21 protein-coding genes are annotated in these 25,442 nt (G+C 33.6%); 16 read left to right on the forward strand and 5 right to left on the reverse strand.

What is annotated here, in order from left to right; all coding sequences use genetic code 11:
* The first annotated feature begins 7 nt into the window (after positions 1–7).
* A complete protein-coding gene (locus tag ACM55F_RS06835) occupies positions 8–388 on the forward strand; it encodes a TraR/DksA family transcriptional regulator (protein ID WP_416842345.1) in 381 nt (126 codons plus the stop codon).
* 85 nt (positions 389–473) lie between these two features.
* Positions 474–1,079, forward strand: coding sequence for a lipoprotein signal peptidase (locus ACM55F_RS06840; RefSeq protein WP_416853044.1), 606 nt, complete (start codon positions 474–476; stop codon positions 1,077–1,079).
* Positions 1,080–1,151: 72 nt separating this feature from the next.
* On the opposite strand, the gene ACM55F_RS06845 is transcribed toward ACM55F_RS06840, so the two are convergent.
* From ACM55F_RS06845 to ACM55F_RS06855, 3 genes are read right to left on the reverse strand one after another with little or no spacing between them, the layout of a single operon-like run.
* Positions 1,152–1,346 carry a hypothetical protein gene (locus tag ACM55F_RS06845; RefSeq protein ID WP_099714110.1) on the reverse strand — a complete coding sequence of 65 codons (195 nt, stop codon included), beginning with the start codon at positions 1,344–1,346 and terminating at the stop codon, positions 1,152–1,154.
* Between the two features lie 43 nt (positions 1,347–1,389).
* The gene (locus tag ACM55F_RS06850) at positions 1,390–1,956 is read right to left on the reverse strand and encodes a 5-formyltetrahydrofolate cyclo-ligase (RefSeq protein ID WP_416853046.1); all 567 of its coding nucleotides are present in this window, start codon (positions 1,954–1,956) and stop codon (positions 1,390–1,392) included.
* A complete protein-coding gene (locus ACM55F_RS06855) occupies positions 1,946–2,929 on the reverse strand; it encodes a succinylglutamate desuccinylase/aspartoacylase family protein (protein WP_416853047.1) in 984 nt (327 codons plus the stop codon). The genes ACM55F_RS06850 and ACM55F_RS06855 overlap by 11 nt, the downstream gene beginning before the upstream one ends.
* 127 nt (positions 2,930–3,056) lie before the next feature.
* Between ACM55F_RS06855 and uvrC the strand changes: the two genes are divergently transcribed.
* The 11 genes from uvrC to ACM55F_RS06910 all read left to right on the forward strand — a co-directional run bounded on the left by uvrC (position 3,057) and on the right by ACM55F_RS06910 (position 19,605).
* The gene (gene uvrC, locus ACM55F_RS06860; protein ID WP_416853048.1) at positions 3,057–4,856 is read left to right on the forward strand and encodes an excinuclease ABC subunit UvrC; all 1,800 of its coding nucleotides are present in this window, start codon (positions 3,057–3,059) and stop codon (positions 4,854–4,856) included.
* A gap of 39 nt (positions 4,857–4,895) precedes the next feature.
* Positions 4,896–7,091, forward strand: coding sequence for a patatin-like phospholipase family protein (locus ACM55F_RS06865; protein ID WP_416853050.1), 2,196 nt, complete (start codon positions 4,896–4,898; stop codon positions 7,089–7,091).
* A 183-nt stretch (positions 7,092–7,274) separates the two neighbouring features.
* Entirely contained in the window at positions 7,275–8,432 is a 1,158-nt protein-coding gene (locus ACM55F_RS06870) for a homogentisate 1,2-dioxygenase (protein ID WP_416853051.1), read from the forward strand.
* A gap of 196 nt (positions 8,433–8,628) precedes the next feature.
* On the forward strand, positions 8,629–9,789 hold the full coding sequence (gene hppD / locus ACM55F_RS06875) for a 4-hydroxyphenylpyruvate dioxygenase (RefSeq protein WP_416853052.1): 1,161 nt from the start codon (positions 8,629–8,631) through the stop codon (positions 9,787–9,789).
* A gap of 292 nt (positions 9,790–10,081) precedes the next feature.
* Positions 10,082–10,861 carry a DUF3108 domain-containing protein gene (locus ACM55F_RS06880; RefSeq protein ID WP_416853054.1) on the forward strand — a complete coding sequence of 260 codons (780 nt, stop codon included), beginning with the start codon at positions 10,082–10,084 and terminating at the stop codon, positions 10,859–10,861.
* A complete protein-coding gene (locus tag ACM55F_RS06885) occupies positions 10,851–11,786 on the forward strand; it encodes a tryptophan 2,3-dioxygenase family protein (protein ID WP_416853055.1) in 936 nt (311 codons plus the stop codon). Before ACM55F_RS06880 ends, ACM55F_RS06885 begins: the two co-directional genes overlap by 11 nt.
* 20 nt (positions 11,787–11,806) lie before the next feature.
* Positions 11,807–13,027 carry a M23 family metallopeptidase gene (locus tag ACM55F_RS06890; RefSeq protein ID WP_416853056.1) on the forward strand — a complete coding sequence of 407 codons (1,221 nt, stop codon included), beginning with the start codon at positions 11,807–11,809 and terminating at the stop codon, positions 13,025–13,027.
* A gap of 188 nt (positions 13,028–13,215) precedes the next feature.
* On the forward strand, positions 13,216–14,859 hold the full coding sequence (gene pgi, locus ACM55F_RS06895; RefSeq protein ID WP_416853057.1) for a glucose-6-phosphate isomerase: 1,644 nt from the start codon (positions 13,216–13,218) through the stop codon (positions 14,857–14,859).
* A gap of 368 nt (positions 14,860–15,227) precedes the next feature.
* Positions 15,228–18,524: a TonB-dependent receptor gene (locus ACM55F_RS06900; protein WP_416853058.1), complete on the forward strand. Its 3,297-nt coding sequence runs from the start codon at positions 15,228–15,230 to the stop codon at positions 18,522–18,524.
* A 96-nt stretch (positions 18,525–18,620) separates the two neighbouring features.
* Positions 18,621–19,043 (forward strand): hypothetical protein, encoded by a 423-nt coding sequence (locus ACM55F_RS06905; RefSeq protein ID WP_416853059.1) that lies wholly within the window; start codon positions 18,621–18,623, stop codon positions 19,041–19,043.
* Between the two features lie 82 nt (positions 19,044–19,125).
* Positions 19,126–19,605 (forward strand): septal ring lytic transglycosylase RlpA family protein, encoded by a 480-nt coding sequence (locus ACM55F_RS06910; protein ID WP_416853060.1) that lies wholly within the window; start codon positions 19,126–19,128, stop codon positions 19,603–19,605.
* 1 nt (position 19,606) lies between these two features.
* Here ACM55F_RS06910 and ACM55F_RS06915 read toward each other — a convergent pair whose 3' ends face one another.
* The gene (locus ACM55F_RS06915; RefSeq protein ID WP_416853061.1) at positions 19,607–20,074 is read right to left on the reverse strand and encodes a CYTH domain-containing protein; all 468 of its coding nucleotides are present in this window, start codon (positions 20,072–20,074) and stop codon (positions 19,607–19,609) included.
* 422 nt (positions 20,075–20,496) lie between these two features.
* On the opposite strand from ACM55F_RS06915, the gene ACM55F_RS06920 reads away from it, so the two are divergent.
* The 3 genes from ACM55F_RS06920 to ACM55F_RS06930 all read left to right on the forward strand — a co-directional run bounded on the left by ACM55F_RS06920 (position 20,497) and on the right by ACM55F_RS06930 (position 24,321).
* Complete coding sequence (locus tag ACM55F_RS06920) at positions 20,497–22,575, forward strand: recombinase (protein ID WP_416853062.1); 2,079 nt, start codon at positions 20,497–20,499, stop codon at positions 22,573–22,575.
* Between the two features lie 52 nt (positions 22,576–22,627).
* Positions 22,628–23,710 (forward strand): DNA polymerase IV, encoded by a 1,083-nt coding sequence (dinB, locus tag ACM55F_RS06925; RefSeq protein ID WP_416853063.1) that lies wholly within the window; start codon positions 22,628–22,630, stop codon positions 23,708–23,710.
* Positions 23,711–23,805: 95 nt separating this feature from the next.
* Positions 23,806–24,321, forward strand: a complete 516-nt coding sequence (locus tag ACM55F_RS06930; RefSeq protein ID WP_416853065.1) for a PAS domain-containing protein — start codon at positions 23,806–23,808, stop codon at positions 24,319–24,321.
* A 64-nt stretch (positions 24,322–24,385) separates the two neighbouring features.
* On the opposite strand, the gene ACM55F_RS06935 is transcribed toward ACM55F_RS06930, so the two are convergent.
* Positions 24,386–25,159, reverse strand: coding sequence for a Bax inhibitor-1/YccA family protein (locus tag ACM55F_RS06935; RefSeq protein WP_416853066.1), 774 nt, complete (start codon positions 25,157–25,159; stop codon positions 24,386–24,388).
* Positions 25,160–25,442 lie beyond the last annotated feature (283 nt).

Here is a 25,442-nt window from a genome sequence, read left to right on the forward strand (position 1 = left end):
TATAAAAATGGTAGATGAAGCTACAAGATACTCAGAAGCTGATTTAGCAGAGTTCAAAGAGATAATCCTTAACAAAATTCAAAAAGCACAAGCAGATTTAGATTTGATAAAAAGTGCTTACATGAATGATTTGAATAATGGGACTGATGATACTTCGCCTACATTTAAAGCCTTTGAAGAAGGAAGCGAAACGATGTCAAAAGAGGCAAACTCACAACTGGCAATTCGTCAGGAAAAGTTTATTCGTGATTTGAAAAATGCACTTTTCCGTGTAGAAAATAAAACATACGGAATTTGCAAAGTAACAGGCAAATTAATCGGTAAGGAAAGATTGAAAATCGTTCCTCATGCAACAATGAGTATCGAAGCAAAAAACTTGCAACGATAAACCTCTTGTTAAGCAATATTTAACGCTCCATTGGGAGCGTTTTTTTTGATTAAATTGTTACTTTTGCGCCATTAAAATTTATAAAATGTCATTAAGAAAAGCGTATCTCCTTATTTTTATCATATTACTTGTCGATCAAGTTTCAAAAATATACATCAAAACTAATTTTATTTTAGGCGAAGAAGTTGAAGTATTCAAATGGTTCAAAATTCTTTTTATTGAAAATGAAGGGATGGCATGGGGAACTAAAATCCCGGGAGCGTATGGAAAATTATTTCTGACACTTTTTAGATTGGCTGCTGTTGGCGGAATTGGGTATTGGTTGTGGGATTCTGTAGAAAGAAAACACAGTTCTACTTACTTAATTGTAGCCATAGCATTAATTCTTGCAGGTGCTTTTGGGAACATCATAGATTCTGTTTTCTATGGAGTTATTTTTGATGACAGTCACCAGCAATTGGCTACTTTATTTACTGACAAACCTTATGGAACTTGGTTTCATGGTCAAGTTGTCGATATGTTTTATTTTCCTTTTTGGCATGGAATTTTACCAAGTTGGGTGCCAATTTGGGGTGGAAACGAATTTACTTTTTTCAACGCTATTTTCAACGTTGCCGATATGGCTATTTCAACAGGAGTTGGAATCTTAATTTTTTTCAACAAAAAAGCATTTCATCACAAAACAGCCTAAATTTTCAACTAAGAATTCACAAAATAAAAATGACCTATTTCATATTTGAATAGGTCATTTTCTTTTATGGATTTATTTGTTTTGTCCCGGAGCATAACGTTTAGCGCTTTTTCCACCATATATTTTTTTAGCTTGTCCCGGTGGAAGTTTTTTGGCTTTATATGTTGATCTGCTGGTTCCGGTGTGAATGCTACAGTTTGAAAATGAAACTGCAAATAGAATAACCATAACGCTTACGGCAAATCTTGAATTTTTAAATGTTCTCATAACTTGATTAGATTTTATCTGTTGCGAAAGTACGGATTAAAAATTAAAACAAGTGAACTTCATTCGGAGTCACACAATAATCCAGTTTTATATCGCCTTCAAAAACATCGGTGATCAATTCTTCGGGTTCAAAGAAAGAAAGACCAATTTTGATTACATCCGGTTTGCATTCCGATAAAAATTTATCGTAAAAGCCTTTGCCGTAACCCACGCGATGTCCTTTTTTGTCGAAAGCCAAAAGCGGTACAAAAACCACATCAATTTTATGCGAAGGAACTTCAATTCCATCTACAGGTTCCGGAATGTTATATTCATTTTTTTTGATTTTGGTGTTGTCCGTCAAAAGATAATGAACCAAATTACAAGTTTTAAAATCACATTTGGAAAGAACGATTTCCTTGTCTTTTCCGGATAACAAGTGTAGAATAAATTCGGTGTTCACTTCCTTGTGTTCCGTAATGGGAAGGAAAATATGGAAATAGGTTTTCTCCCAAATAGGAAGCGTTAGTACTTTATTGGCAATAGCCAAACTCATTTCTTCTAATTCATTTTCTGAAAGTGAATTTCGCAAGGCTTTGTGTTTTAGTCTTAATTCTTTTTTATTCGTCATCTTCTTCATTAGTGTTTGACATGTGGTAAATAGCATCGCCTTCGTAAACAATAGGCGAATGGTTGGCATTAATTACGTAACCGTCATTTGGCGCTTTTACTTTTCGTTCAAACTTTCCATAAGGATCCGTTATCGTCGCAAGAATAGTCCCTTTTTTTATAAATTTCCCAATTGTATTATAGTCGTGCAACAATCCGGAACACTTAGCTCTTATCCAGCCAGATTTTTCAATATAAATGGTGTGAGATTTTTGTTTGACTACGGTATGCTTCGGGTCCAGCATATCAAGGTGAGCTAATAAACGCTTTGCGCCATTTACACCTTCATCGGCTATATCATTATTAATATCTAGTGATTTTCCGCCTTCAAAAAGCAACATTTTGACATTCATTCTTTCACTTGAGCTCCTAAAAGAACCCATAATGTTTCTGGAATACAAGGTAAAAGGTGCATTAAAAACATCGGCTAGTACTTTTAATTCCTCATTATTGTGAGCCACACGAATTTGTGGTGCGTTGAAACGGCTCGCTCCACCAGCATGAAAATCTACAGCATACTCTACAAGTGGCATGATTTCAGCTAAAATATGAAATGCAAAACGGCTTGCTAAAGAACCAGTTTTACTTCCGGGAAAGACTCGATTTAAATCACGACCATCAGGGAATTCTCTGGACTTATTAACAAATCCATACACGTTTATTATTGGGATACAGATGATTGTACCTTTTTTAGGTTTGTTTATTTTTTTATGGATAAGCTGTCTGACAATTTCTACACCATTAATTTCGTCGCCATGAATTCCTGCTGAGAAAAGCACGATAGGGCCATCAAATTTGGATCTTCTGACGATTATAGGAATGTTTAGTTTTGTTGTGGTATGTAATCTGGCAATTTCCACATTGATGGTTTTGTTTTCGCCAGGAATAATGCTTTCGCCAAAAAGGACTATAGGTGTGGTATTGATTTTTATCATAAGATATTGAAAAGATAAAAATAAGGATAATAACGAATTAGAAAGTAAAATTCTGATAAAACTTTTATAGGAAAGATTTCGAGGGTATTGATTTGTATTTCGTGATTTTTGAGATTAACTTTGTTACATGAATCTAACAACTTTAGCCTTACAGATACAGACTTTGCCTGATAATCCCGGCGTATATCAATATTACGACAAGGAAGGGAAGATTTTGTATGTAGGCAAAGCCAAAAATTTAAAAAAGAGGGTTTCTTCCTATTTTAATAAAATTCATGACACGGCCAAAACGAATGTATTGGTTAAGAAAATTGTGACCATAAAACACATTGTGGTTCCTACAGAAACCGATGCGCTTTTATTGGAAAATAATCTGATTAAAACCTTGCAGCCCCGTTATAATGTATTGTTAAGGGATGATAAAAGTTATCCGTGGTTATGTATTAAAAAAGAACCTTTTTCGCGCATATTTGCTACTAGAAGAATGGTTAAAGACGGGTCGGAATATTTTGGGCCCTATACGAGTTTCAAAACGGTGAATACTATTTTAGAACTAATTAAAGAATTGTACCCACTGCGAACTTGTAACTATGATTTGAGTAAAAGCAATATTGATAGCGGGAAATTCAAGGTTTGTCTCGAATATCATATTGGAAATTGCATGGGGCCTTGTGAAGGTCACGAAACTTTAGAAAATTACCAAGCTCAGGTTGACGCGATTCGCGAAATCTTAAAAGGGAATTTCAAGGAAAGCATGAAAGATTTCAAACGGGTGATGACGAATCTGGCTGCTGATATGCATTTTGAAGAGGCGCAAAAAATAAAAGAGAAAATAGAAATTCTTGAAAATTACCAATCTCGTTCTACAATTGTGAATCCAAAAATCACCAATATCGATGTGTTTTCGATAGTTTCGGATGAAAGTGCTGCCTATGTGAATTTCTTGCAAATTTCTCACGGTTCGATTATTCGTTCGCATACGATGGAGATCAAAAAGAAACTAGACGAAACGGATGAAGAGTTATTAGAATTAGCGATTGTTGAATTGAGAGAGCGTTTTCAATTATTGTCTCGAGAGGTAATCGTTCCATTTCCTGTTGACCTAGGTGAAAATATAAAAATCACTGTTCCGCAATTGGGAGATAAAAAGCAAATTTTGGATTTATCCATTCGGAACGCAAAGTTTTACCGAATTGAACAACTCAAACAAATGCAAATTGTAGATCCGGATCGCCATACGAAAAGGATTATGGCGCAAATGCAAAAAGATTTACGATTGCCAGTGGAGCCACGGCATATCGAATGTTTTGATAACTCGAATATTCAAGGAACAAATCCTGTTGCGGCTTGTGTGGTTTTTAAAGATGGGAAGCCCAGTAAAAAGGATTACCGCCATTTTAATATAAAAACTGTCGAAGGGCCGGATGATTTTGCTTCGATGACCGAAGTAGTTTACAGAAGATATAAAAGATTGCTGGATGAAAATGAATCTTTGCCTAATTTAATCATTATTGATGGTGGGAAAGGACAATTATCCTCGGCACTGAAAAGTATTGATGAATTGGGTCTGCGGGGAAAAATAGCTATTATTGGAATTGCCAAAAGATTGGAAGAATTGTTTTATCCTGGTGATTCTATCCCTTTATATTTAGATAAAAAATCAGAAACCTTGAAAGTAATCCAGCAATTGCGCAACGAAGCACACCGTTTTGGGATTACGCATCACAGAGATAAAAGGAGTAAGGCAGCACTAAATTCGTCGATAGAAAGTATTCCAGGTATTGGAGAAAAAACGATGTTGACTTTGATTCAGCATTTTAAAAGTGTTAAAAGATTAAAGTTGGCGTCAGAAAAAGAAGTTTCTGACGTTATAGGTATATCGAAAGCCAAGAAAATTACCGAATTTTACAAGGCAACAAATCAATAATTAATACCACCGAATTCTATTACTACCAAATTGCTGTTTATGAAGAAAATTGCGCTGTTGTTCATTGTTTTTAGTTTTAGTTCGACTTTGTTTTCACAAGAGCAGAACAGACCAAAAGTAGGTTTGGTTTTAAGTGGAGGTGGAGCAAAGGGCTTTGCGCATATTGGTGTTTTGAAAGTACTTGAAGAAGCAGGAATCAAAATTGATTATATTGGTGGGACAAGTATGGGAGCAGTTGTTGGAGGTCTATATGCTTCGGGATATAATGCAAGCCAGATTGATTCCATTTTTCAGGCGACTAATTTTGATGAGTTATTAAATGATTTCATTCCCAGATCTTCTAAAAATTTTTATGAAAGAAGAAACGACGAATTATATGCGTTGGTGTTGCCGTTTAATAAACTAAAAATTGGAATCCCTGAGGCATTATCAAAAGGGATGTATAATTATAATTTATTGAGTAGAATTACTAGAAACGTTAGACACATAAAGGACTTCAACCAGCTTCCAATACCTTTTTTATGTATCGGTACCAATATAGAAACTGGCGAACAGGTTTTATTGAATAAAGGAAATTTAGCTCAGGCTATGATTGCCAGTTCTGCATTTCCATCTTTGTTTTCTCCTGTGGAAATTGATGGAAAACTATTGGTGGATGGCGGCGTTGCAAATAATTATCCAATTGAAGAGGTTAGGCAACTCGGAGCGGATATTATTATAGGTGTTGATGTTCAGAATGATTTATTGGACAGAACCCAACTTAAAGATGCGACACGGATTTTGGTGCAAATTACCAATCTTCAATCCATAGAAAGAATGAAGAGAAATGTAAAAGACACGGATATCTATATAAAACCGGATATCAAAAATTATGGTGTCATATCATTTGATAAAGGAAAAGAAATCATTAGAAAAGGAGAAGAAGCAACATTTTCTGTTTTTGAAAAATTAAAACTGTTGGTTGATGAGCCAAACCCTTATAAGAAGCCGGCGCTTAAAATAGTAACCGATAGTTTAAAAATTAAAAATATAAACTGTAATGAATTGGAAAATTATACAGAGGATTATGTTATTGGAAAACTACGATTTAAGCCAGGAGTAAAAACCACCTACAATGATTTACTCAAGGGGATAAATAATATTAATGCAACTCAAAATTTTAGTGCTATATCGTATTCGTTAGATGCCAATAATCAAGAAGAGGATTTAAATATCGTCTTGAAAGAAAATCCCACAAAGACGTATTTGAAATTTGGTTTGCACTATGATAATTTGTTTAAAAGCGCTGTTTTGGTTAATTTGACACGTAAGAGAACACTTTTTAAAAATGATATAGCCTCAGTTGACATTGTTTTAGGGGACAACATCAGATTTAATTTAGATTATTATGTGGAGAATGGATTTAAAATGAGTTATGGTTTTAAATCTCAGTTCAATCAATTTAATAGAAATGTAGCTAAAGAAATTACTAATTTGAATTTAAGTGAAGTAAATTCAATCAATATTGATTTTACCGATCTGACTAATCAAGCTTATTTTCAATCTTTATTTGTGCAAAAATTTTTAATAGGAGGCGGAGTAGAACTTAAATTTTTAAAAATAAAATCGGAAACATTGGCTAATGTGGATCCAATAATAGATAATAGTAATTATTTAAGTGCTTTTGGGTATATGAAATTCGATTCCTTTGATAATAAATATTTCCCTAAAAAAGGGTGGTATTTCTCAGGAGATATTCAATCCTATTTGCTATCTTCAAATTATACTGGAGATTTCAAGCCATTCTCTATTGCAAAAGGTGATTTTGGAATAGCTGCGACGCTTTTTAAAAATACCACAGTAAAATTTCAAACGGATGCGGGATTTTCATTTGGTAACGAAAGTGTAGCCTTTTTTAATTTTATTTTGGGGGGCTATGGCTACAATCCTATAAATAATTTTAAATATTTATATGGTTATGATTATTTAAGTGTGGCTGCCAATAGCTATATAAAATCAACCGGAACTATTGATTATGAGTTTTACAAGAACAATCATCTCAATTTTTCAGCAAATTTCGCCAATATTGGGGATAGAATTTTTGAAAAAGTCGATTGGATTTCAATGCCAAAATATTCAGGATATGCAGTTGGTTACGGTCTTGAAACGGTAATCGGACCTATAGAAATAAAGCATTCCTGGTCTCCTGAAACCGCAAAGGGATATACGTGGTTCAGTATTGGGTTTTTGTTTTAATTGTAAAATATATCAATAATAATTCCGACATTTGTTACAATGAAAACAAAATGGCCAGGTTTATTAGATTATCTTCAATTCCTCATCAAGAGAAATCCTGAGTAAGTGACCTTTTTTTGATTTAACATAGCACATTATAAAGTAATCTCAACTTTAATCTGTTACACTTTTAAACAAAAAATCATGCCTATATATCATAAATTGGGAAATTTTCCCCAAAAGAGACACACGCAATTCGAAAAGCCAAACGGTGGTTTGTACTACGAGCAACTTTTTGGGACAGAGGGATTTCATGGTCATTCGTCATTATTATATCATGTTCACAGACCAACACAAGTAAAGGAAATTCTTAATTCCTACTCCGTTGAACCAAAAATTGCCATTGGAAAAAACATAAAATCGTTATTGTTAAAAGGTTTTGAGTTAAAACCTGAAGACGATTTTCTGGACAGTCGCAAAGCCATGTTGGTCAATAAAGATTGTACTATTGGATTAGCTGCTCCAAAACAATCCTTACGGACGTATTTCTATAAAAATGCCGATGCTGATGAGATGATTTTCATTCACAAAGGGAAAGGAAAATTGCGCACCATGATGGGGAATATACCGTTTAAATACGGTGATTATCTTATCATTCCACGTGGGATGATTTATCAAATCGATTTTGAAACCTTAGAAAATCGATTGTTTTACGTAGAGTCATTTGCTCCATTTTATACTCCAAAACGGTATAAAAACGAATCTGGACAGCATCTTGAACATTCTCCGTTTTGCGAACGAGATTTCATTCTACCAAACGAGTTAGAAACGCACGATGAAAAAGGTGATTTTCTTATTAAAATCAAAAAAGAAGGCATGATGCATGAAGTAATTTACGCTTCACATCCTTTTGACGTTGTGGGTTGGGACGGCTATAATTTTCCTTATGGATTTAGCATTCATAATTTTGAACCTATAACTGGTCGCGTGCATCAGCCGCCACCGGTTCATCAAACATTTGAAACTTCGACTTTCGTGGTTTGCTCGTTCGTTCCAAGATTGTACGATTACCACCCAAAAGCAATTCCGGCACCTTATAATCATAGCAACATCGACAGCGATGAGGTTTTGTATTATGTAGATGGCGATTTTATGAGCCGCAATAATATTGAGCAAGGTCACATTACGTTACATCCAAAAGGGATTCCTCACGGACCGGCACCAGGAGCAATGGAGCGCAGCATTGGTCAAACCATAACGCACGAATTAGCCGTTATGGTCGATACATTTCGCCCATTAATGGTAACCGAAGAAGCAATGGGACTTGATGATGGACAGTATTATAAATCTTGGGTAGAATAACAAGGAGCTATTTCCTGCTGTACACTTTATCTTTTCCTGGCTAAAGAAGCCAGAAAAAGGATGCCGTTCCCATCAGGGCTAGGGCTTTAGGGTAAACAACAACATGTTCTTAAATTAATAAAATCAGCATAAATCTATTGTAGCAGCGTCATCTGCGTTCCAAAATTAGATTTGCCGAATCAAAAAATAAATCACAATGAGCAAAGAAGTAAAATCAGTAGAATACGGACTAGAAAAAATATTTGAAGGAGCGCAAGATTTCCTTCCGTTATTAGGAACCGATTATGTAGAATTCTACGTAGGAAACGCAAAACAATCCGCACATTATTATAAAACAGCTTTTGGTTATCAGTCTTTGGCTTATGCAGGATTAGAAACCGGAGTAAGAGACAGAACGTCTTATGTATTAAAACAAGATAAGATTCGCATCGTATTGACCACGCCATTAACGCAAGATTCTCCCATACATGAACATTTGAGAAAACATGGAGACGGGGTAAAAGTTGCTGCGCTTTGGGTAGAAGATGCCACTAGTGCTTACGAAGAAACAATGAAACGTGGTGCTCGCTCTTTTATGGAGCCTACAGTGGAGAAAGATGAATTTGGAGAAGTAGTACGTTCCGGAATTTATACCTACGGGGAAACCGTTCATATTTTTGTAGAGCGTAAAAATTACAATGGTGTTTTCTTGCCAGGTTATAAAGAATGGAAGTCTGATTATAATCCGGAGCCAACAGGATTAAAATACATAGACCACATGGTGGGTAATGTAGGTTGGAATGAAATGAATACCTGGGTTAAGTTCTATGAAGAAGTAATGGGATTTGTAAATTTCCTTTCCTTTGATGACAAACAAATTAACACCGAATATTCGGCGTTGATGAGTAAAGTAATGTCGAACGGAAACGGAAGAATTAAATTCCCAATTAACGAACCTGCCGAAGGAAAGAAAAAATCACAAATCGAGGAATATCTGGACTTTTATGGCGGACCTGGAATTCAGCACATTGCTATAGCAACGGATGATATTATCAAAACGGTAACACAATTGAAAGCAAGAGGGATCGAATTTTTGTCAGCTCCACCGCATACCTATTATGAAGCAATTCCCGAGCGATTGGGAGAGCATATGAAAATGATGAAAGAGGATTTAAATGAGATTGAGAAATTAGCTATTATGGTAGATGCAGATGAGGAAGGGTATTTATTACAAATTTTCACAAAGCCTGTACAAGACCGACCGACATTGTTTTTTGAAATTATACAAAGAATGGGCGCCAAAGGTTTTGGAGCAGGTAATTTTAAGGCGCTTTTTGAATCAATAGAGAGAGAACAGCAATTGCGAGGAACGTTATAAAAGTGGGTTATTTTTATGTTATGTTAAAAAATAATCAGTGAACGGCCTGTTTTTATGCAAATGTTGTGTTAAACTTTATTTAGAAGCTTTTAAAACTAGTTTTATTAATTAACTTTGCACTCGCAAAACAGGAAGGGGTGGTTTCCTTCCTATATTGATATAAATTTCATAATTTATAGTTTTTTGGTTAGTTAATAGCATAAAAACTCAGTCATTATTTGACTGAGTTTTTTTGTTTTAATATATTTGGAACAAAATTTGCTATTACAGTCAATAAATTGACAAAAAAGTAATGAAAAAAATAATCCTACTCTTTATATTTATAACAACAGTAAGCTTTGATTCTCAAAAAGAAGATGCTTACGATGTGGGCGAATATTTTAAATTTCGAATCCATTACGGTATAGTGAATGCAGGATATGCAACACTTGAAGTCAAAGACGCTGTGATAAACAACAAAAAAACGTTCCATGTTGTGGGGAAAGGATATACAACTGGAATGTCTCGATTTTTCTTTAAAGTGGATGATTTGTACGAGAGTTATATTGATAAGGAAACCAGAAACCCATATCGATTTGTAAGGAAGATTAATGAAGGAGGCTATACTAAAAATCAGGAAGGTTTTTTCAATCAAAATACCAATAGAATTCTTGTAAAAGATTACAAGCATAGAAACGAAAAAACAATCGTCATTCCGAAAAACACGCAAGACATTTTGTCAACCTTCTATTATTTGAGAAATTTTCCAAACATTGATAAAATCAAAATTGGAGAATCAATATCAATTGACATGTTCTTCGACGATGAGACGACAAAGTTTAGGATGAAATTTATAGGTAGAGAAGATATTACAACTAAATTTGGTATTGTTTCAACAATGATTTTTAGACCTTTGGTGCAATCAGGACGCGTTTTTAAGGAACAGGAAAGTCTAACGGTTTGGATTTCAGACGATGATAATAAAATACCCTTGCGAATTAAAGCAAGTTTGGCTGTAGGATCAATCAAAGCAGATTTAGATCAATACAAAGGATTGAAGAATCAGTTTAAAACAAAATATAATGGACAATAATGAGAATTCTGAAGCAATTTTAAAAGAAATTGAACTTAAATACCAAGCAATTAACCAAAAAACAGAAACACATTTAGAAGGACTGCTTTGGTCTAAGCCGATAACTTATTGGGATTATATTCATACAGATGCATTATTGAGTCTTCAAATTCAAAGAACCACCCTTCCGGATGAAATGGTTTTTATTATGTATCATCAGGTTAATGAATTAATATTCAAGATGATACTTTGGGAAATGCGCCAGATTTCTTATTCTGAGAATATAAAGACTGATTTTTTTACCGAAAGGTTAATGAGAATTAGTCGTTATTTTGATATGTTAACCACTTCTTTTGGCATTATGGAAGATGGGATGGAGGTCGATCAATACATGAAATTTAGGAATACCCTTACTCCGGCAAGTGGTTTTCAAAGCGCGCAATATAGATTAATAGAGTTTTCTTCCACGGATCTGATAAATCTTATAGATCATCGTTATAGAAATTCAATTGATAGGAATACTCCTTTCGAATTTGCTTTCGAACACTTGTATTGGCAAGCAGCCGGAAAGGATTATCACACAGGTAAAAAATCATTTTTACTAGAGGAATTTGAAAGAAAATACAAAGGAATGTTTTTGAAACATATGGAGGAATACAACATCATAAACATTTGGCAAAAATTTAAGCAGCTTCCTGATTTAGATCAAAAAAATGCAGAGTTAATTAAAGCGATGCGTCATTATGATCATACCGTAAATATTACTTGGGTCATGCAGCATTTGAATGTAGCCATTAAATATATAGATCAAAGCGGGAAAGGAAATGGGGAAGCTACTGGTGGAAGTGACTGGAAAAAATACATGCATCCAAAATACCAACGCAGAATATTTTTTCCGGAATTATGGTCGGCTGATGAGTTAGCGCATTGGGGAGAAGAAAAATAATTTGAATAAAAAAACATAGTTTGAAACAAGTATTATTAGCAATTATAGTATTATTTTCTTTGATTTCTTGTAATAAATCTGAAGAGATTCTAGAAAAAGAAATTATAAAACCAGCAGTTAAAAAGATAGAGTTTGGGTTTAAATATTCTGATTTTAATGTCCTTCAGGATACTATAAAAAAGGGAGACACTTTTGGTACTTTATTAGAAGAGCAAAATATTGGAGAGCGAGAAGTATATGATATTATCGCTAAAGTAAAAGACACTTTTGATGTGAGAACTATCAGGATAAATAAGCCTTTTACAATGCTTCGGTCAAAAAACAAGAAGAATGATTTGCAGGTTTTTATCTACCAGCCGGATGCGTTAAACTATTATGTAGTTGATTTACGCGATACTGCTGTTGTTGTTTATAAAAAAACGAAACCCATTACGATTAAGCGACGCACTATTGGCGGAGTTTTGAAAGAATCATTATCAGAAACTTTAGGCAATGCCAAGATTGAAGGAGCATTAGCTAGTAAAATATCTAAAATTTATGCCTATTCCATTGATTTTATGAAACTCAAAAAAGGAGATCGTTTTGCGATAACTTTTACGGAGCGATTCATAAATGATACTGTTTATGACGGAGTGGAAGAACTGGAAGCTTCATTTTTTGAATACAAAGGGAAAATTATTTACGCATTTCCTTTTGCCCAAAATCCGGACTCAGATAAAATAGAATATTACGATGAAGATGGAAAAACGTTGAAAAATTTCTTTCTTAAGTCTCCAATAAAATTCAGTAGAATATCCTCTCGTTTTTCAACCAGTAGATTTCATCCTGTTCAACACAGATGGAAAGCGCATAAAGGAACGGATTATGCAGCACCACGCGGTACACCTATTACCGCAACGGCTGGCGGAGTTGTGGAGCAAAGTGGTTTTACTGCCGGAAACGGGAATTTTGTAAAAGTGAAACACAACGGAACCTATTCGACACAATACTTGCACATGTCTAAAATATTAGTGAGGCGAGGGCAACGTGTCAGTCAAGGACAGGTTATTGGTTTAGTAGGAAGCACAGGTTTGGCAACAGGCCCGCATGTATGTTATCGATTTTGGAAAAATGGAGTACAAGTTGATGCATTGAGATTAAAATTACCTACCGGTGAACCTATGAGTGGAAGAAATAAAGATCGATATATTAAAACTATAGCTCCATTAAAATTCCAATTAGATAGTGTTGCTAATTTGTAATTCGACAATGTAAATTAACTAAAAAGATTTATTTGGTTTTAAAAATAGAAATGCTTAATGTGATCATATCATGACCACTATTTAGTGTTTTTCCTGCTAAATTGTTATATAATCGAAAACTCATTTAGCATTAAAACTAATTTCAGTATTTTTGCCAAAAATTAAACAAAACTACAATCCAAATATAAATGGCTTTAAATACAATAAACCCAACAGAAACAGTAGCTTGGAAGAAACTTCAAATGCATTACAGTGAAATGCAAAAAGCTTCAATGCAAGAAATGTTTCAATCAGATGATTCAAGAGCAGAAAAATTCAACTTGAAATGGAATGATTTTTTAATTGATTATTCAAAAAATATCATCAATCAGGAAACTCTTGAATTATTACTTGAGTTGGCAGAAGAAGCAGGACTTAAAAGTGCTATCTTAGACTATTTTGATGGAGGAATTATCAATCAAACGGAAAACAGAGCGGTGCTTCATAGTGCTTTAAGAGCCAAAGAATCAGCTGTTGTAAATGTAGAAGGACAAAATGTAGTTCCTGAAATTTATGAGGTAAAAAATAAAATAAAAGCCTTTACGAACGAAGTAACTTCAGGGGTAAGAACTGGTTTTACAGGAAAACCTTTTACTGATATTGTAAATATAGGTATTGGTGGTTCAGATTTGGGACCGGCAATGGCTGTAGAAGCATTACAATTTTATAAAAATCATTTAAACGTTCATTTTGTATCGAATGTTGATGGGGATCATGTAAATGAAATTATTAAAAAACTAAATCCGGAAACTACGCTTTTTGTTATTGTTTCTAAAACATTTACAACACAGGAAACATTAACTAATTCTGAAACAATAAGAAAATGGTTTTTACAAGCAGCGAAACAAGAAGATGTTGCTAAACATTTTGTTGCGGTTTCTACCAATATTGCAAAAGTAACAGAATTTGGGATTAATCCGGATAATGTATTCCCAATGTGGGACTGGGTTGGAGGTCGTTTTTCTTTGTGGAGTGCAGTAGGACTTTCAATAAGTTTAGCGGTAGGTTTCGAAAATTTTGACGAATTATTAAGTGGTGCAAACGAAATGGATGACCATTTCAAAACTGCTGATTTTGACAAGAACGTACCGGTAATTTTAGCTTTATTGAGCGTTTGGTACAATAATTTCTTTGGAGCAGAAAGCGAAGCTTTAATTCCTTATACACAATATTTACAAAAATTAGCACCTTACTTACAGCAAGGAACGATGGAAAGTAATGGGAAAAGTGTTGGTCGTGACGGGAAACCGGTAAACTATCAAACAGGAACTATTATTTGGGGTGAGCCAGGAACCAATTCTCAGCATGCTTTTTTTCAACTAATTCATCAGGGAACAAAATTGATTCCTACTGATTTTATTGGATTTATAAAACCGCTGTATGGCGATGAAGACCATCATGATAAATTGATGTCTAACTTTTTCGCACAAACTGAAGCCTTGTTACATGGAAAAACCAAGGAACAGGTTCAGGCAGAATTTGACAAACAAGGACTTGCCACAGATAAAGCAGCATTTCTTTTGCCATTTAAAGTTTTTACAGGGAACAAGCCTACGAACACCATTTTGATACAAAAATTGACGCCAAGAACTTTGGGCTCTTTGATTGCGTTGTATGAGCACAAGATTTTTGTTCAGGGAATTATCTGGAATATATTCAGTTATGACCAATGGGGTGTTGAACTTGGTAAACAATTAGCCAACTCAATTTTAGAAGAGATTAACACTAAAAAAGTAAAAAACCACGATGCTTCAACTGCATTTTTATTGAATCATTTTCTTTCGAATAAATAAAACAGTTTTAAATTTGATTTAATTAGGAAGATTCAAAATGACTCTTGTTAGTTTTTAAATTTTTAAATACTTAAAAGCCCCGATTTTATAAAAAATCGGGGCTTTTTTATGTAAGTAATTCAGTGATAGTGAGTTTTTGATAATGATTTCTATTTTTTAACAAATTGGTTTTTATAATATTTTTATTAGATGAATATATATAATTGTTAAAAAACAATAATTAAATTATTTTTTAACAATTATGTTGCAATAATCACTTTAAAGCAAAAAATTGTGATTTAGACGGATTTTCTTAACGTTTTCATAACAGTATGCAGTTTAAATGTTATAATTTTGCTAAAAATTAATAAATTAAACAAAAAACAAAAATGAAGAAAATTATTTTTATTTTGATTATTTTTTTATCAGCTGTTGGTCATTCGCAGGTTACTAGTTCTGCAATGTCTGGTACTGTTAAATCAAGCACCGGTGAAACGCTACCAGGTGCTTCAGTTGAAATTGTTCATAAACCTACTGGAACAAAATATTTTTCAACAACAGGTTCTAACGGGGGATATGCTGTTCAAGGAATTAGACCAGGAGGTCCTTACACTGTAAAAGTTACTTATGTTGGTTACAAAACAACTGAAATTACTGAGATTAATGCACCTTTAGGTAATAATATAACAATAAATATTGTTGTTGATGAAGAGTCAAATGTTTTAAGCGAAGTTGTAGTAGTTTCTACGAAATCAAAAGGGACTTTCAATAAAGGAAGAACTGGAGCTTCTCAACAATTTTCTAATAGAGAGATCACAGCTGTGCCAGTAACTGGTGCACGTTCAATAAATGCTATCACAAAGTATAATGCCAATGCAGGTAGTAATGGTACTTTTGGAGGGCAGGATTCAAGATTAAACAATTTTACTATTGATGGATCTGTATTCAATAATGGTTTTGGTTTAGGGAGTGACTCACAAGCAGGAGGAAGAACAGGTTCAACGGCTATATCTTTAGATGCTATTGAGCAATTGCAAGTAAGTATTGCTCCTTATGATGTACGTCAGTCAGGATTTTTAGGATCTGGAATAAATGCAGTTACTAAAAGTGGAACAAATGAGATAGAGGGATCAGTTTATAATTCATTCCGAAGTAACAAAAAAGATTTCATTGGAACTAAAGCTGGAGACAGAGTAGTTATTCCCGGAAAATTCGAAGAAAAAATTTGGGGAGCAAGAATTGGAGCGCCAATCATTAAAGACAAATTGTTTTTCTTTGGAAATTTTGAAACATTAGAAAACATAAGCCCAGCTACAACTTGGACATCTACAGGTTCTCCACAGCAAAGTGCTCAGGTTTCAGCTCCTACTTATGCGGAAATGCAAACACTTTCTAATTTTTTACAAGATAAATTTAATTATACTACTGGGCCTTGGGAAAACTATGATGCTGAAAGAATTTCAAAAAAATTCCTTGCCAGAGTTGACTGGAATATTAATGACAATCATCAATTGACAGCTCGTTATGTTTTTCACGACTCTAATTCTGATGAGTTGACTTCAAACTCAAATTCATTAGGTTTTGGTAACAGAAGGACTAGTACACTTGCAATGTCTTTTAAAAACAGTGGTTATGTTATTTTAGATAATACTAGATCAGCTGTTATAGAGTTGAATAGTAAATTAAGTAATTCATGGTACAATAACTTCATTGCGGGTTACGACAAACAAATTGAAGATAGAGCTTTACAAGGGGGTGGTTTATTCCCAACAATTGATATACTAAACGGAGCAAATACATATATTTCAGCTGGTTTAGATCCATTTACACAAGGGAATAAACTTTCTTATTCTACATTACACTTTACAGATAATTTGACTAAAACTATAGGAAAGCACTCTTTATTGTTTGGTGCTAATTTTGAGTATTTCAAATCAAGTAACTTGTTTTTCTCCGGGTCAAACGGTGTTTATGTTTTTAATTCACTAACTGATTTTTATGCAGCGGCTAATCAATCTGCTAACACAGGAGGAATTCCATCTACAACGGCACTTCCTGCACGTTTTCAATTTAGATATTCAGCTTTACCAGGAGCTCAAGAGCCATTACAAATATTTAAGTCTAATAAATTAGATTTATATACTCAAGATGAAATGAAGTTGAGTGATAGATTCAAATTAACAGTAGGTCTTCGCGCTTCAGCAGTTTGGTTTGCTGATACAGCCCTTGAAAACCCTGCAGTTACGGCATTAACTTTTGGACAAGGACAAAAGTTTAATACAGGTGAAATGCCTGATACTCAGTATTTGTTTGAGCCAAGAGTTGGTTTCAACTTAGACTTAAATGGAGATTCAACTACTCAACTTCGTGGGGGTAGTGGTATATTTACAGGAAGAGCACCTTCAGTTTATTTATCTAATGCTATTGGAAACAATGGTGTTCTTACAGGTTTTGTTGATGTAAGTGGTTCGGCATTAGCTTCAGGTGGGTACGGTTTTACTCCAAATCCTAATGATCATTTCATTCCGGAAACTCCAACTCTTCCTACTACTTTTGAATTGGCTTTTACCGATAAAAAATTCAAATTTCCACAAGTTTGGAAAACTAATATAGCTGTTGATCAAAGACTTCCTTTTGGTTTTGTAGGGACAGTAGAAGGTATTTTTCAAAGAAATATTAATGCGATACATTATTATAATGCTAATTTTGATGCTCCTGTTGGAACTTTCAGCGGTTCGGATAACAGACCAAGATATGCTCGTACCGATGCAGGTGTTCGTGTAAATGATAATGTTTCTAGTGCAGTTGTTTTAACAAACACTGATAAAGGATATTTTTATTCTACAACTTTTAAATTAGAGTATCCATATAAAAAAGGTCTTTGGGGATCTTTCGCATATACGCATTCAAGTGCTAATGATTTATTATCTCCTGGTTCTATTGCTTCTGGTTCATGGACAGGTGCTAGATCTGTAAATGGAAATAACGACTTACCATTAGCATTGTCTAACAATAATACACCACATAGATTGGTGGGTATTATAGGATACAAAATTGAATATGGTAAAAATGTTGGAGCAGCTACTTCAATCAACTTAGGATACATTGGGGAGCAAGCTGGACCATTTTCTTACTCTTACGGAGGTGATATGAATGGGGACAGAGTAAATAATAACGACTTGATTTATGTTCCTAAAAGTGCTAATGAAATTCGTTTCCAATCACTTTCAGTAACAAATGGTACTGTTGTGACAGATTATACTGAAGCACAACAACGAGCCGCTTACGATGCTTACATCAATCAAGATAAGTATCTTTCTACAAGAAGAGGACAGTATGCAGAGAGAAACGGAGGAGTTTTACCTATGTTGCATAGATTAGATTTATCAGCAACCCAAGATTTTTATATTACAATCGCTGGTAAAAAGAACAATTTCCAATTCAGAGCTGATATCTTAAACTTTACAAATTTCATTAATAAAGATTGGGGTGTTACGCAAAGAGTTACAAATGCGAATGTTTTGAATTACAGAACAACGACTGCTAATGTTCCTTTTTTCCAATTAGCGACTCAAGTAGAAGCTGATGGAAGTAGAATTTTAATTAAAGATACTTTCCAAAAAAATGCTTCAACTTTTGATGTTTGGCAAGCACAGTTTACACTTAGATATATTTTTGGTAAATAATACCTAAACAAAATGTCAAAAAATAAAAACCACGCTTTAATGCGTGGTTTTTTTATGCCTTTTTTTCTTATATTTGTTAAAACAAAAACATTATTTATGTACGAATTTCTTCAAAAATTTCATTCCGGTTGGGCTTATTTAGCACTTTTAGTATTAGTGGTTGCAGTTATTAATTCCTTTATTGGAATGTTTTCTAAAAAAGAATTTACTTCAAAAGACAGAAAGATTGCATTGTTCGCATTAATAGGTACACACACACAATTATTGCTTGGTTTAATTTTATATTTTGTTTCACCATTAGGATTGGCTTCATTAGGACAAATGTCAGATAAAGCTTTGCGTTTAACGTCATTAGAGCATCCATTAATAAATATTATTGCAATTACTTTGATTACAATAGGATGGTCAAAACATAAAAAACTCACTGCAAGTGAGTCAAAATTCAAAACGTTTTCTATTTTTTATGGTTTAGGATTGTTGCTTATTTTAAGTAGAATTCCATGGAAAATGTGGTTTTAAAAAACCGTTTAAAGCTCTAGAAATAGGGCTTTTTTTATCTAGGTATGGTTTTTGTAAAATAGATTTAACTAAATAGATATACATGAAAAAATCAATAACATTATTTTTTTTGTTGGCAATTATTAGCATAGTCAGTAGTCAAAGTTCCTTAGATAGACAAAAAGCTACAGTACAAAAAGACAGTCTAAAAAAGAACAAAATAGCAGTTGAACAACAAGAAAATAAATTAGACTCTTTAATTACATCACTAGGAAAATTTAAAATCTATAAAAAAGAGGCGCATGCGTCTTATTATGCCGATAAATTTAATGGAAGAAGAACCACAAGCGGCAGAAAATTCGATAACAATAAATATACCGCAGCACACAAAAAACTCCCATTTGGAACAAAAGTGAAAGTGACTAATGAAAAAAATGGAAAGTCCGTAATTGTCGAAATTACTGATAGAGGTCCATTTGTAAAGTCTAGAGAAATTGACCTTTCAAAACGCGCATTTATGGATATTGCGTCCAATAAAAATAGTGGAGGATTACAAGTAACAATAGCAGTATTAAGTAATTAAATTACCATTTTTTATATGGATTGTTGCTTAGGTAAGCATTGTAATAACGTGTATCATTAGTCACTTCAACTCCTAGCCAAGCTGGTTTTTCAAAAGGCTCCATTTCAGATTCAAGTTCAATTTCGGCAACAATCAATCCTTCATTTTCGCCATAAAATTCATCAACTTCAAATACGTGATTCCCTCGCTGTATCTCAAAACGGGTTTTGTCGATAACGCCTTTCTCACACAAAAGTAATAATTCTTTAGCTTCGGTAACAGGAATTTCTTTTTCCCATTCAAATCGAGACATCCCAGTATCATTTGAAACGCCTTTTATAGTCAAATACCCTTTGTCGCCTTTTATACGTACGCGCACGGTGCGTTCTGGAACCGAGCTTAAATACCCTTGCGCAATGTGGTTTTGGGTGAAAGCGGCTGCCTTAAATGAATTGTCTTTAACTAAAAATTTTCTTTCTATTTCAATCATTTTATGTTGGATTTGTCTAAGTATTTGGAGCTATTACCAGCTATCCGTTTCAATTTCTCAATCATAAAACTTTTTTTCTATTTTAAAAAAGGAGCTTCTTTAGTCGCTCTTTTTTAAAAGAAAAAATAGTTTTTTTCAATCGAAGATTTCCACTGCTATCCGGGCTAGTCCCGTAATTCAAAGGTACCAAATATTTCTCTTCTGTTGGTTTTTATATCTTTTAGCACCGTTTAAAATTGCTTGTCTCGAATTGTTTTTTGAACAAGTACATGGTTTTTAATCATACAGTTTGATTTTTTCGTTTTTTTTAATGAACAGCTTCGCTTTTATATAAATACTTTAAAGTTCAGTTATTTTATGAATAAGTTAGTGAAAGTTCATGTGTCGATTTGTATTTTTACAAAAACAGAACAAATTCAACTATGCCATTTTTTAAAGTAAAATCTAAGCCAACACCTTCAGGACTACTAACTGAATTTTTTGGAGAAAGTCAATCGTGGCGTGAAACAGATGATAACTTAGAACCTTTAATCCAACTAATTCGGTTGATTCGACCTTTGAAAACTAAAAACGTGGAAATGGTAGATTTACAGGTGATAATTTCTTTTTTAAAAGAAAATTATTCCTGTCGGAAACAGCTTTCGATGTATCTCGAAGAAATTTTAAAAGATAAAAAATTCAATAAAATCCTTTCTGATGCAGCTATTTTACAGGATGTAGATTTTATTTTTGAAGTTAAAAAAAGAATTTTCGCTAAATTTTTACCGTATCAGCCACAAAAAGACACATTAGAATATATTCTCAATCAAGTTTTCTATCTGGATAATGATACGATCTGGATTAACAAAATTCCATCCAATCAATTGGAGGAATTGTATGGACTTTTAAAATTCAAATCGATTTATGAAAGTACGGAACCCAATTCAGTCTTGTCGGAACTTTTAGTGGCAATGCATTTGATAACACAGCGAATTAGTGGTCGTGCTATGGAAACGGATGTTATCAAAATGGTTCCGGAATTTGATGATTATGAGAGTCCTTTCTCTGCTTTTGAAAAGGAATTGTTCCAAATTGAGGACAAAATTAGAAATTCTGAAAAGCATTTTTTAAAATCGAATGATTTGTTTTATGCACAACTATTGGTTTTGCACAAGCAGTGTGAAGAATTTGTTGATCGAGCGTTTCATAACAGTTCTAAATATGGAATTTCACTTCGGGTAAACCAGAATTTATTAAAAATCAGACAGCAATTAGAACGGTTGAAGTTTTTATTTCCGTTATTGATTGTAGATAAAGAGATCCAAAAAAGAGGTAATGGAATTACATTGGCTTTGCAATTAATTAAATACAATTGTTATAAGAATAATGTTCGAAAGTTTATTGGTGAAAGTACGCAACTCATTTCTTATGAAATAACACAACATACGGCTAAAACAGGGGAACATTATATTACTGAAAGCCGAAAGGAGTATTTTAAAATGTTTAGAACCGCTCTGGGTGGAGGATTTATTGTGGGAATATTGTGCATCATTAAAGTCTTGCTTTCTAAGGCAGATACGAGTTTTTTTGGTCATGCTTTTCTTTATAGTATGAATTATGCTTTTGGTTTTATTGCTATTTATCTTCTGGGTTTTACTTTGGCAACAAAACAACCTGCCATGACGGCTTCTGCCTTGATAAAAGCGCTGGAAGAAGGAGTAATAAAACAAGGTAAAGATGCCGAAAAGTATAAAGCTTTTGCTATTCTTTTTGCACGTGTTTTTCGCTCTCAGTTTATAGCATTTGTGGGGAATGTGATTATGGCTTTTCCGGTTTCATTACTTGGAATCTGGTTGATTGATTATTTTTTAAATTATAATATTGCTACGACCAAATGGGAGTCTTTACTTATTGATTTAAGTCCTATACATTCGTTAGCGATTGTTCATGCGGCTATTGCAGGAGTGTTTTTATTTTTATCCGGAATCATTACAGGAAGTGTTGCTAACAGAGACAAACACAACCAAGTTTTTTTCCGCATCACGGAACATCCCGCATTGAAAAGGAGTTTAGGAAAAGAGAAAACACTCAAATTAGCTAAGTTATATGAAAAAAGATGGGCTGGTATTATTTCAAATTTTTGGTTTGGTATCTTTATGGGAAGTACGGCGTCAATTGGTTTGTTTTTAGGATTGAATCTCGATATTAGGCATATTACTTTTGGTAGTGGAAATCTAGCCTTAGCGTTATACGGTGCAAATTATGTGGTGAGTGACTCGATGTTATTCTGGGGTATATTTGGAATTGGTATCATTGGGTTGGTTAACTTTATGGTGAGCTTTAGTCTATCATTAGGTTTGGCATTTCGATCAAGAGCCATCTCGTTATTTGAATTGCGATTTGTTACTGTTTCCATTTGGAATCATTTCAAATCCAGACCAATTAGTTTCTTTTTTCCAACAGAAAATAAAAATAAATCGGTAGTAGTCGAAAATTATTTACATGTAGAGGACACAAAATAATTAGAGAATAGTAAACCATTCGAAATAGGAATGGGTATGCAATTAGTTTAAGATGCAGGAATTAATTCCAAATAGAAAAATCATACATGTCGACATGGACGCTTTTTATGCTTCGGTGGAGCAGATGGACAATCCATTGTTACGAGGAAAGCCTATTGCTGTAGGAGGTTCTGAAAACCGTGGCGTTGTTGCGGCAGCGAGTTATGAGGCTAGAAAATTTGGTGTTCGTAGTGCTATAAGTGGAGTTATGGCTAAGAAAAACTGCCCCGAACTCATTTTTGTAAGGCCCCGATTTGACAGATATAAGGAGATTTCAACTAAGATTCACAAAATTTTTCATGACTATACGGATTTGGTGGAGCCATTGTCACTCGACGAGGCGTATTTAGATGTAACCAATAACAAAAAAGGGAATCCTAGTGCTACTTTATTGGCACAGGAAATAAGACAGCGTATTTTCAATGAAGTAGGTTTAACGGCTTCGGCTGGAATATCAGTCAATAAGTTTGTGGCTAAAATTGCCAGTGATTATAATAAACCCAACGGACAGAAAACGGTTAATCCTGATGAAGTCATTTCATTTCTGGAAGAATTACCCATTCGGAAATTTCATGGTGTTGGAAAAGTCACCACCGAAAAGATGTACCAACTTGGGATTTTTACCGGCCTCGAATTAAAAAGTAAATCATTGGAGTTTTTGGAGAAACATTTCGGTAAGTCCGGAGGTTTCTATTATAATGTTGTGAGAGGGATTCACAATAGCGAAGTGAAATCTAATCGAATTACAAAGTCGGTTGCAGCAGAACACACTTTTGATGTTAATCTTTCTTCTGAAATTTACATGTTAGAACAGCTTGAAACTATTGCCAGTGCATTAGAAAGAAGGTTGAAAAAATACAATGTTGCAGGCAAAACAGTCACTTTAAAAATTAAATACAGTGATTTTACACAACAAACCCGAAGCAAAACATTGCCTTATTTTATTTCTGATAAAGCATTGATAGTAGAAGTCGTAAAAGAACTATTGTATCAAGAACGGATGAAAGATTCCGTTCGGCTACTTGGGATTTCATTAAGTAATTTAAATACCGAAGAGAAGAAATTTGTTGTAGTGCAGTTAAAATTTGATTTTTGATTGATAATTGACCTCGTTCAACAATGGTTAAAGTCTGAAATTTATAGTTTTGTTTTTATAAATAAAATTACATTTGGTTTTTAATACAAAACAGCATGAGTAATTTTCAAGAATATGATGGAGCTATTGCGAAGTATCACAGTTGCTTGAACGTAAAAAAACCGCCAGTTTTTTCTTGGGATTTCCATCACGAATTTTTATATGAATTAAAGAATTCCTTTCTGGATTTAAATAAACTCAACTCAATTGCTGTTCAAAATAAATGGGATTGTGACAACTGGGATTTAAAAATAAGACTCAAAGAGGAAGTAATAATTGTAACGGATATTAAATTGACTATTGTTTTTGCTTCGCATAACATAGTAAAAATGAGTGGCTATGAGCCAGCAGAAGTTTTGGGTAAAAGTCCTAAGATGTTTCAAGGTGAGGAGACTAGCTTGGTTACTTCGAATGAAATCCGGAAAGCAATAGAGCTTCAAGAACCTTTTGAAAAAACAGTCTTAAATTATAAAAAGAATGGAGAGGTTTATGCTTGTTTGATAAAAGGATTTCCTATTTTCAACTTGAAAGGACGTTTAAGCCACTACATAGCTTTTGAGAAAGCAGCATAAAACGAAAAAAAACCTCTCTGAAATTAGAAAGGTTTTCTCATTATTGAAATATCTTACAATAGACTTAGTTTTTACTGTTCAATTTAGATAACAATCTTAAAAATTCTATATACAACCAAACCAGTGTAATCATTAATCCCATCGCGCCATACCATTCCATGTATTTTGGCATTTTTTGTTCGGCTCCTTTTTCTATTCGGTCAAAATCTAAAAATAGATTTAAAGCAGCAATAACTATCACAAAAATACTGATTCCGATGCTCATCATCGAGTTGCCATAATGCACGGGAACAAAACTCGTAAACATAGAAAATACCCAAGATATAAGATAGTAAGTTGCAATAGCAAGCGTAGCTGCCACAACAACGGATTTAAACTGCTCCGTTACTTTTACAATTTTATATTTATACAATCCTAAGCAAACCATAAACGTTACAAAAGTTGCACCTACTGCTTGAATTACGATTCCAGGATACATTGCTTCAAATATTGCCGAAATTCCACCAATAAACAACCCTTCGAACAAGGCATATCCAGGAGCTAAATAGGGAGAATATTGTGGTTTGAATGCTGAAATCACGACTAGAATAAGTCCAACAATAGCACCGCCAATTGCTGGAACCATTGGATTCATTCCATTAAAAGTCAACCACCAAATTACCATTGCTGAAGCTGTAAGAAGTAAAAATAGAATTAAACTCTTATTGATGGTTCCTGACAAAGTCATTTCTTGATTGTAATCAATTAGAGTTGCTTGATGTACTTCGTCTTTTTTTGAAACAGCTGTTGATGAAAAAGTCTTATTATTTAAAAATGGATTTTTAGAATTGAAACTCATAGTTGGTGGGGTTATTTGTTCATCAAATATAAATTTTATTTTATAGAAGAATGTTTAATTGTTCTTAATTTTTTTTGAATAGAAATGGCGACGCCCATTCTTCAAGAAAGGATCTAAATTTTAATAAATTGATTTCAAATTCCAAAAGATGAAATATCACTAAAAGTGGGTATTGCGGATAAAAAATAATAATCCTAATGTTGCAGGAATATTTTGTTGTAATAAGCTGCAGAACAGAAATAAAATCAGCACATTTTTATCTTTTCCTTATAATTAATTCAAG

The organism is Flavobacterium melibiosi, assembly GCF_048158545.1.
GTDB classification, from domain to species: Bacteria; Bacteroidota; Bacteroidia; order Flavobacteriales; family Flavobacteriaceae; genus Flavobacterium; species Flavobacterium melibiosi.

Excerpts from the sequence above, each read along its gene's own strand:
- ACM55F_RS06885 (WP_416853055.1), top strand. The coding sequence starts at position 10,851 with ATGGACAATAATGAGAATTCTGAAGCAATTTTAAAAGAAATTGAACTT.
- ACM55F_RS06845 (WP_099714110.1), bottom strand. The coding sequence starts at position 1,346 with ATGAGAACATTTAAAAATTCAAGATTTGCCGTAAGCGTTATGGTTATT.
- ACM55F_RS06930 (WP_416853065.1), top strand. The coding sequence starts at position 23,806 with ATGAGTAATTTTCAAGAATATGATGGAGCTATTGCGAAGTATCACAGT.
- dinB (WP_416853063.1), top strand. The coding sequence starts at position 22,628 with ATGCAGGAATTAATTCCAAATAGAAAAATCATACATGTCGACATGGAC.
- uvrC (WP_416853048.1), top strand. The coding sequence starts at position 3,057 with ATGAATCTAACAACTTTAGCCTTACAGATACAGACTTTGCCTGATAAT.
- ACM55F_RS06870 (WP_416853051.1), top strand. The coding sequence starts at position 7,275 with ATGCCTATATATCATAAATTGGGAAATTTTCCCCAAAAGAGACACACG.
- ACM55F_RS06865 (WP_416853050.1), top strand. The coding sequence starts at position 4,896 with ATGAAGAAAATTGCGCTGTTGTTCATTGTTTTTAGTTTTAGTTCGACT.
- ACM55F_RS06920 (WP_416853062.1), top strand. The coding sequence starts at position 20,497 with ATGCCATTTTTTAAAGTAAAATCTAAGCCAACACCTTCAGGACTACTA.
- ACM55F_RS06835 (WP_416842345.1), top strand. The coding sequence starts at position 8 with ATGGTAGATGAAGCTACAAGATACTCAGAAGCTGATTTAGCAGAGTTC.
- ACM55F_RS06910 (WP_416853060.1), top strand. The coding sequence starts at position 19,126 with ATGAAAAAATCAATAACATTATTTTTTTTGTTGGCAATTATTAGCATA.
- ACM55F_RS06850 (WP_416853046.1), bottom strand. The coding sequence starts at position 1,956 with ATGACGAATAAAAAAGAATTAAGACTAAAACACAAAGCCTTGCGAAAT.
- ACM55F_RS06900 (WP_416853058.1), top strand. The coding sequence starts at position 15,228 with ATGAAGAAAATTATTTTTATTTTGATTATTTTTTTATCAGCTGTTGGT.
- ACM55F_RS06935 (WP_416853066.1), bottom strand. The coding sequence starts at position 25,159 with ATGAGTTTCAATTCTAAAAATCCATTTTTAAATAATAAGACTTTTTCA.
- ACM55F_RS06855 (WP_416853047.1), bottom strand. The coding sequence starts at position 2,929 with ATGATAAAAATCAATACCACACCTATAGTCCTTTTTGGCGAAAGCATT.
- ACM55F_RS06915 (WP_416853061.1), bottom strand. The coding sequence starts at position 20,074 with ATGATTGAAATAGAAAGAAAATTTTTAGTTAAAGACAATTCATTTAAG.
- ACM55F_RS06905 (WP_416853059.1), top strand. The coding sequence starts at position 18,621 with ATGTACGAATTTCTTCAAAAATTTCATTCCGGTTGGGCTTATTTAGCA.
- pgi (WP_416853057.1), top strand. The coding sequence starts at position 13,216 with ATGGCTTTAAATACAATAAACCCAACAGAAACAGTAGCTTGGAAGAAA.
- hppD (WP_416853052.1), top strand. The coding sequence starts at position 8,629 with ATGAGCAAAGAAGTAAAATCAGTAGAATACGGACTAGAAAAAATATTT.
- ACM55F_RS06840 (WP_416853044.1), top strand. The coding sequence starts at position 474 with ATGTCATTAAGAAAAGCGTATCTCCTTATTTTTATCATATTACTTGTC.
- ACM55F_RS06880 (WP_416853054.1), top strand. The coding sequence starts at position 10,082 with ATGAAAAAAATAATCCTACTCTTTATATTTATAACAACAGTAAGCTTT.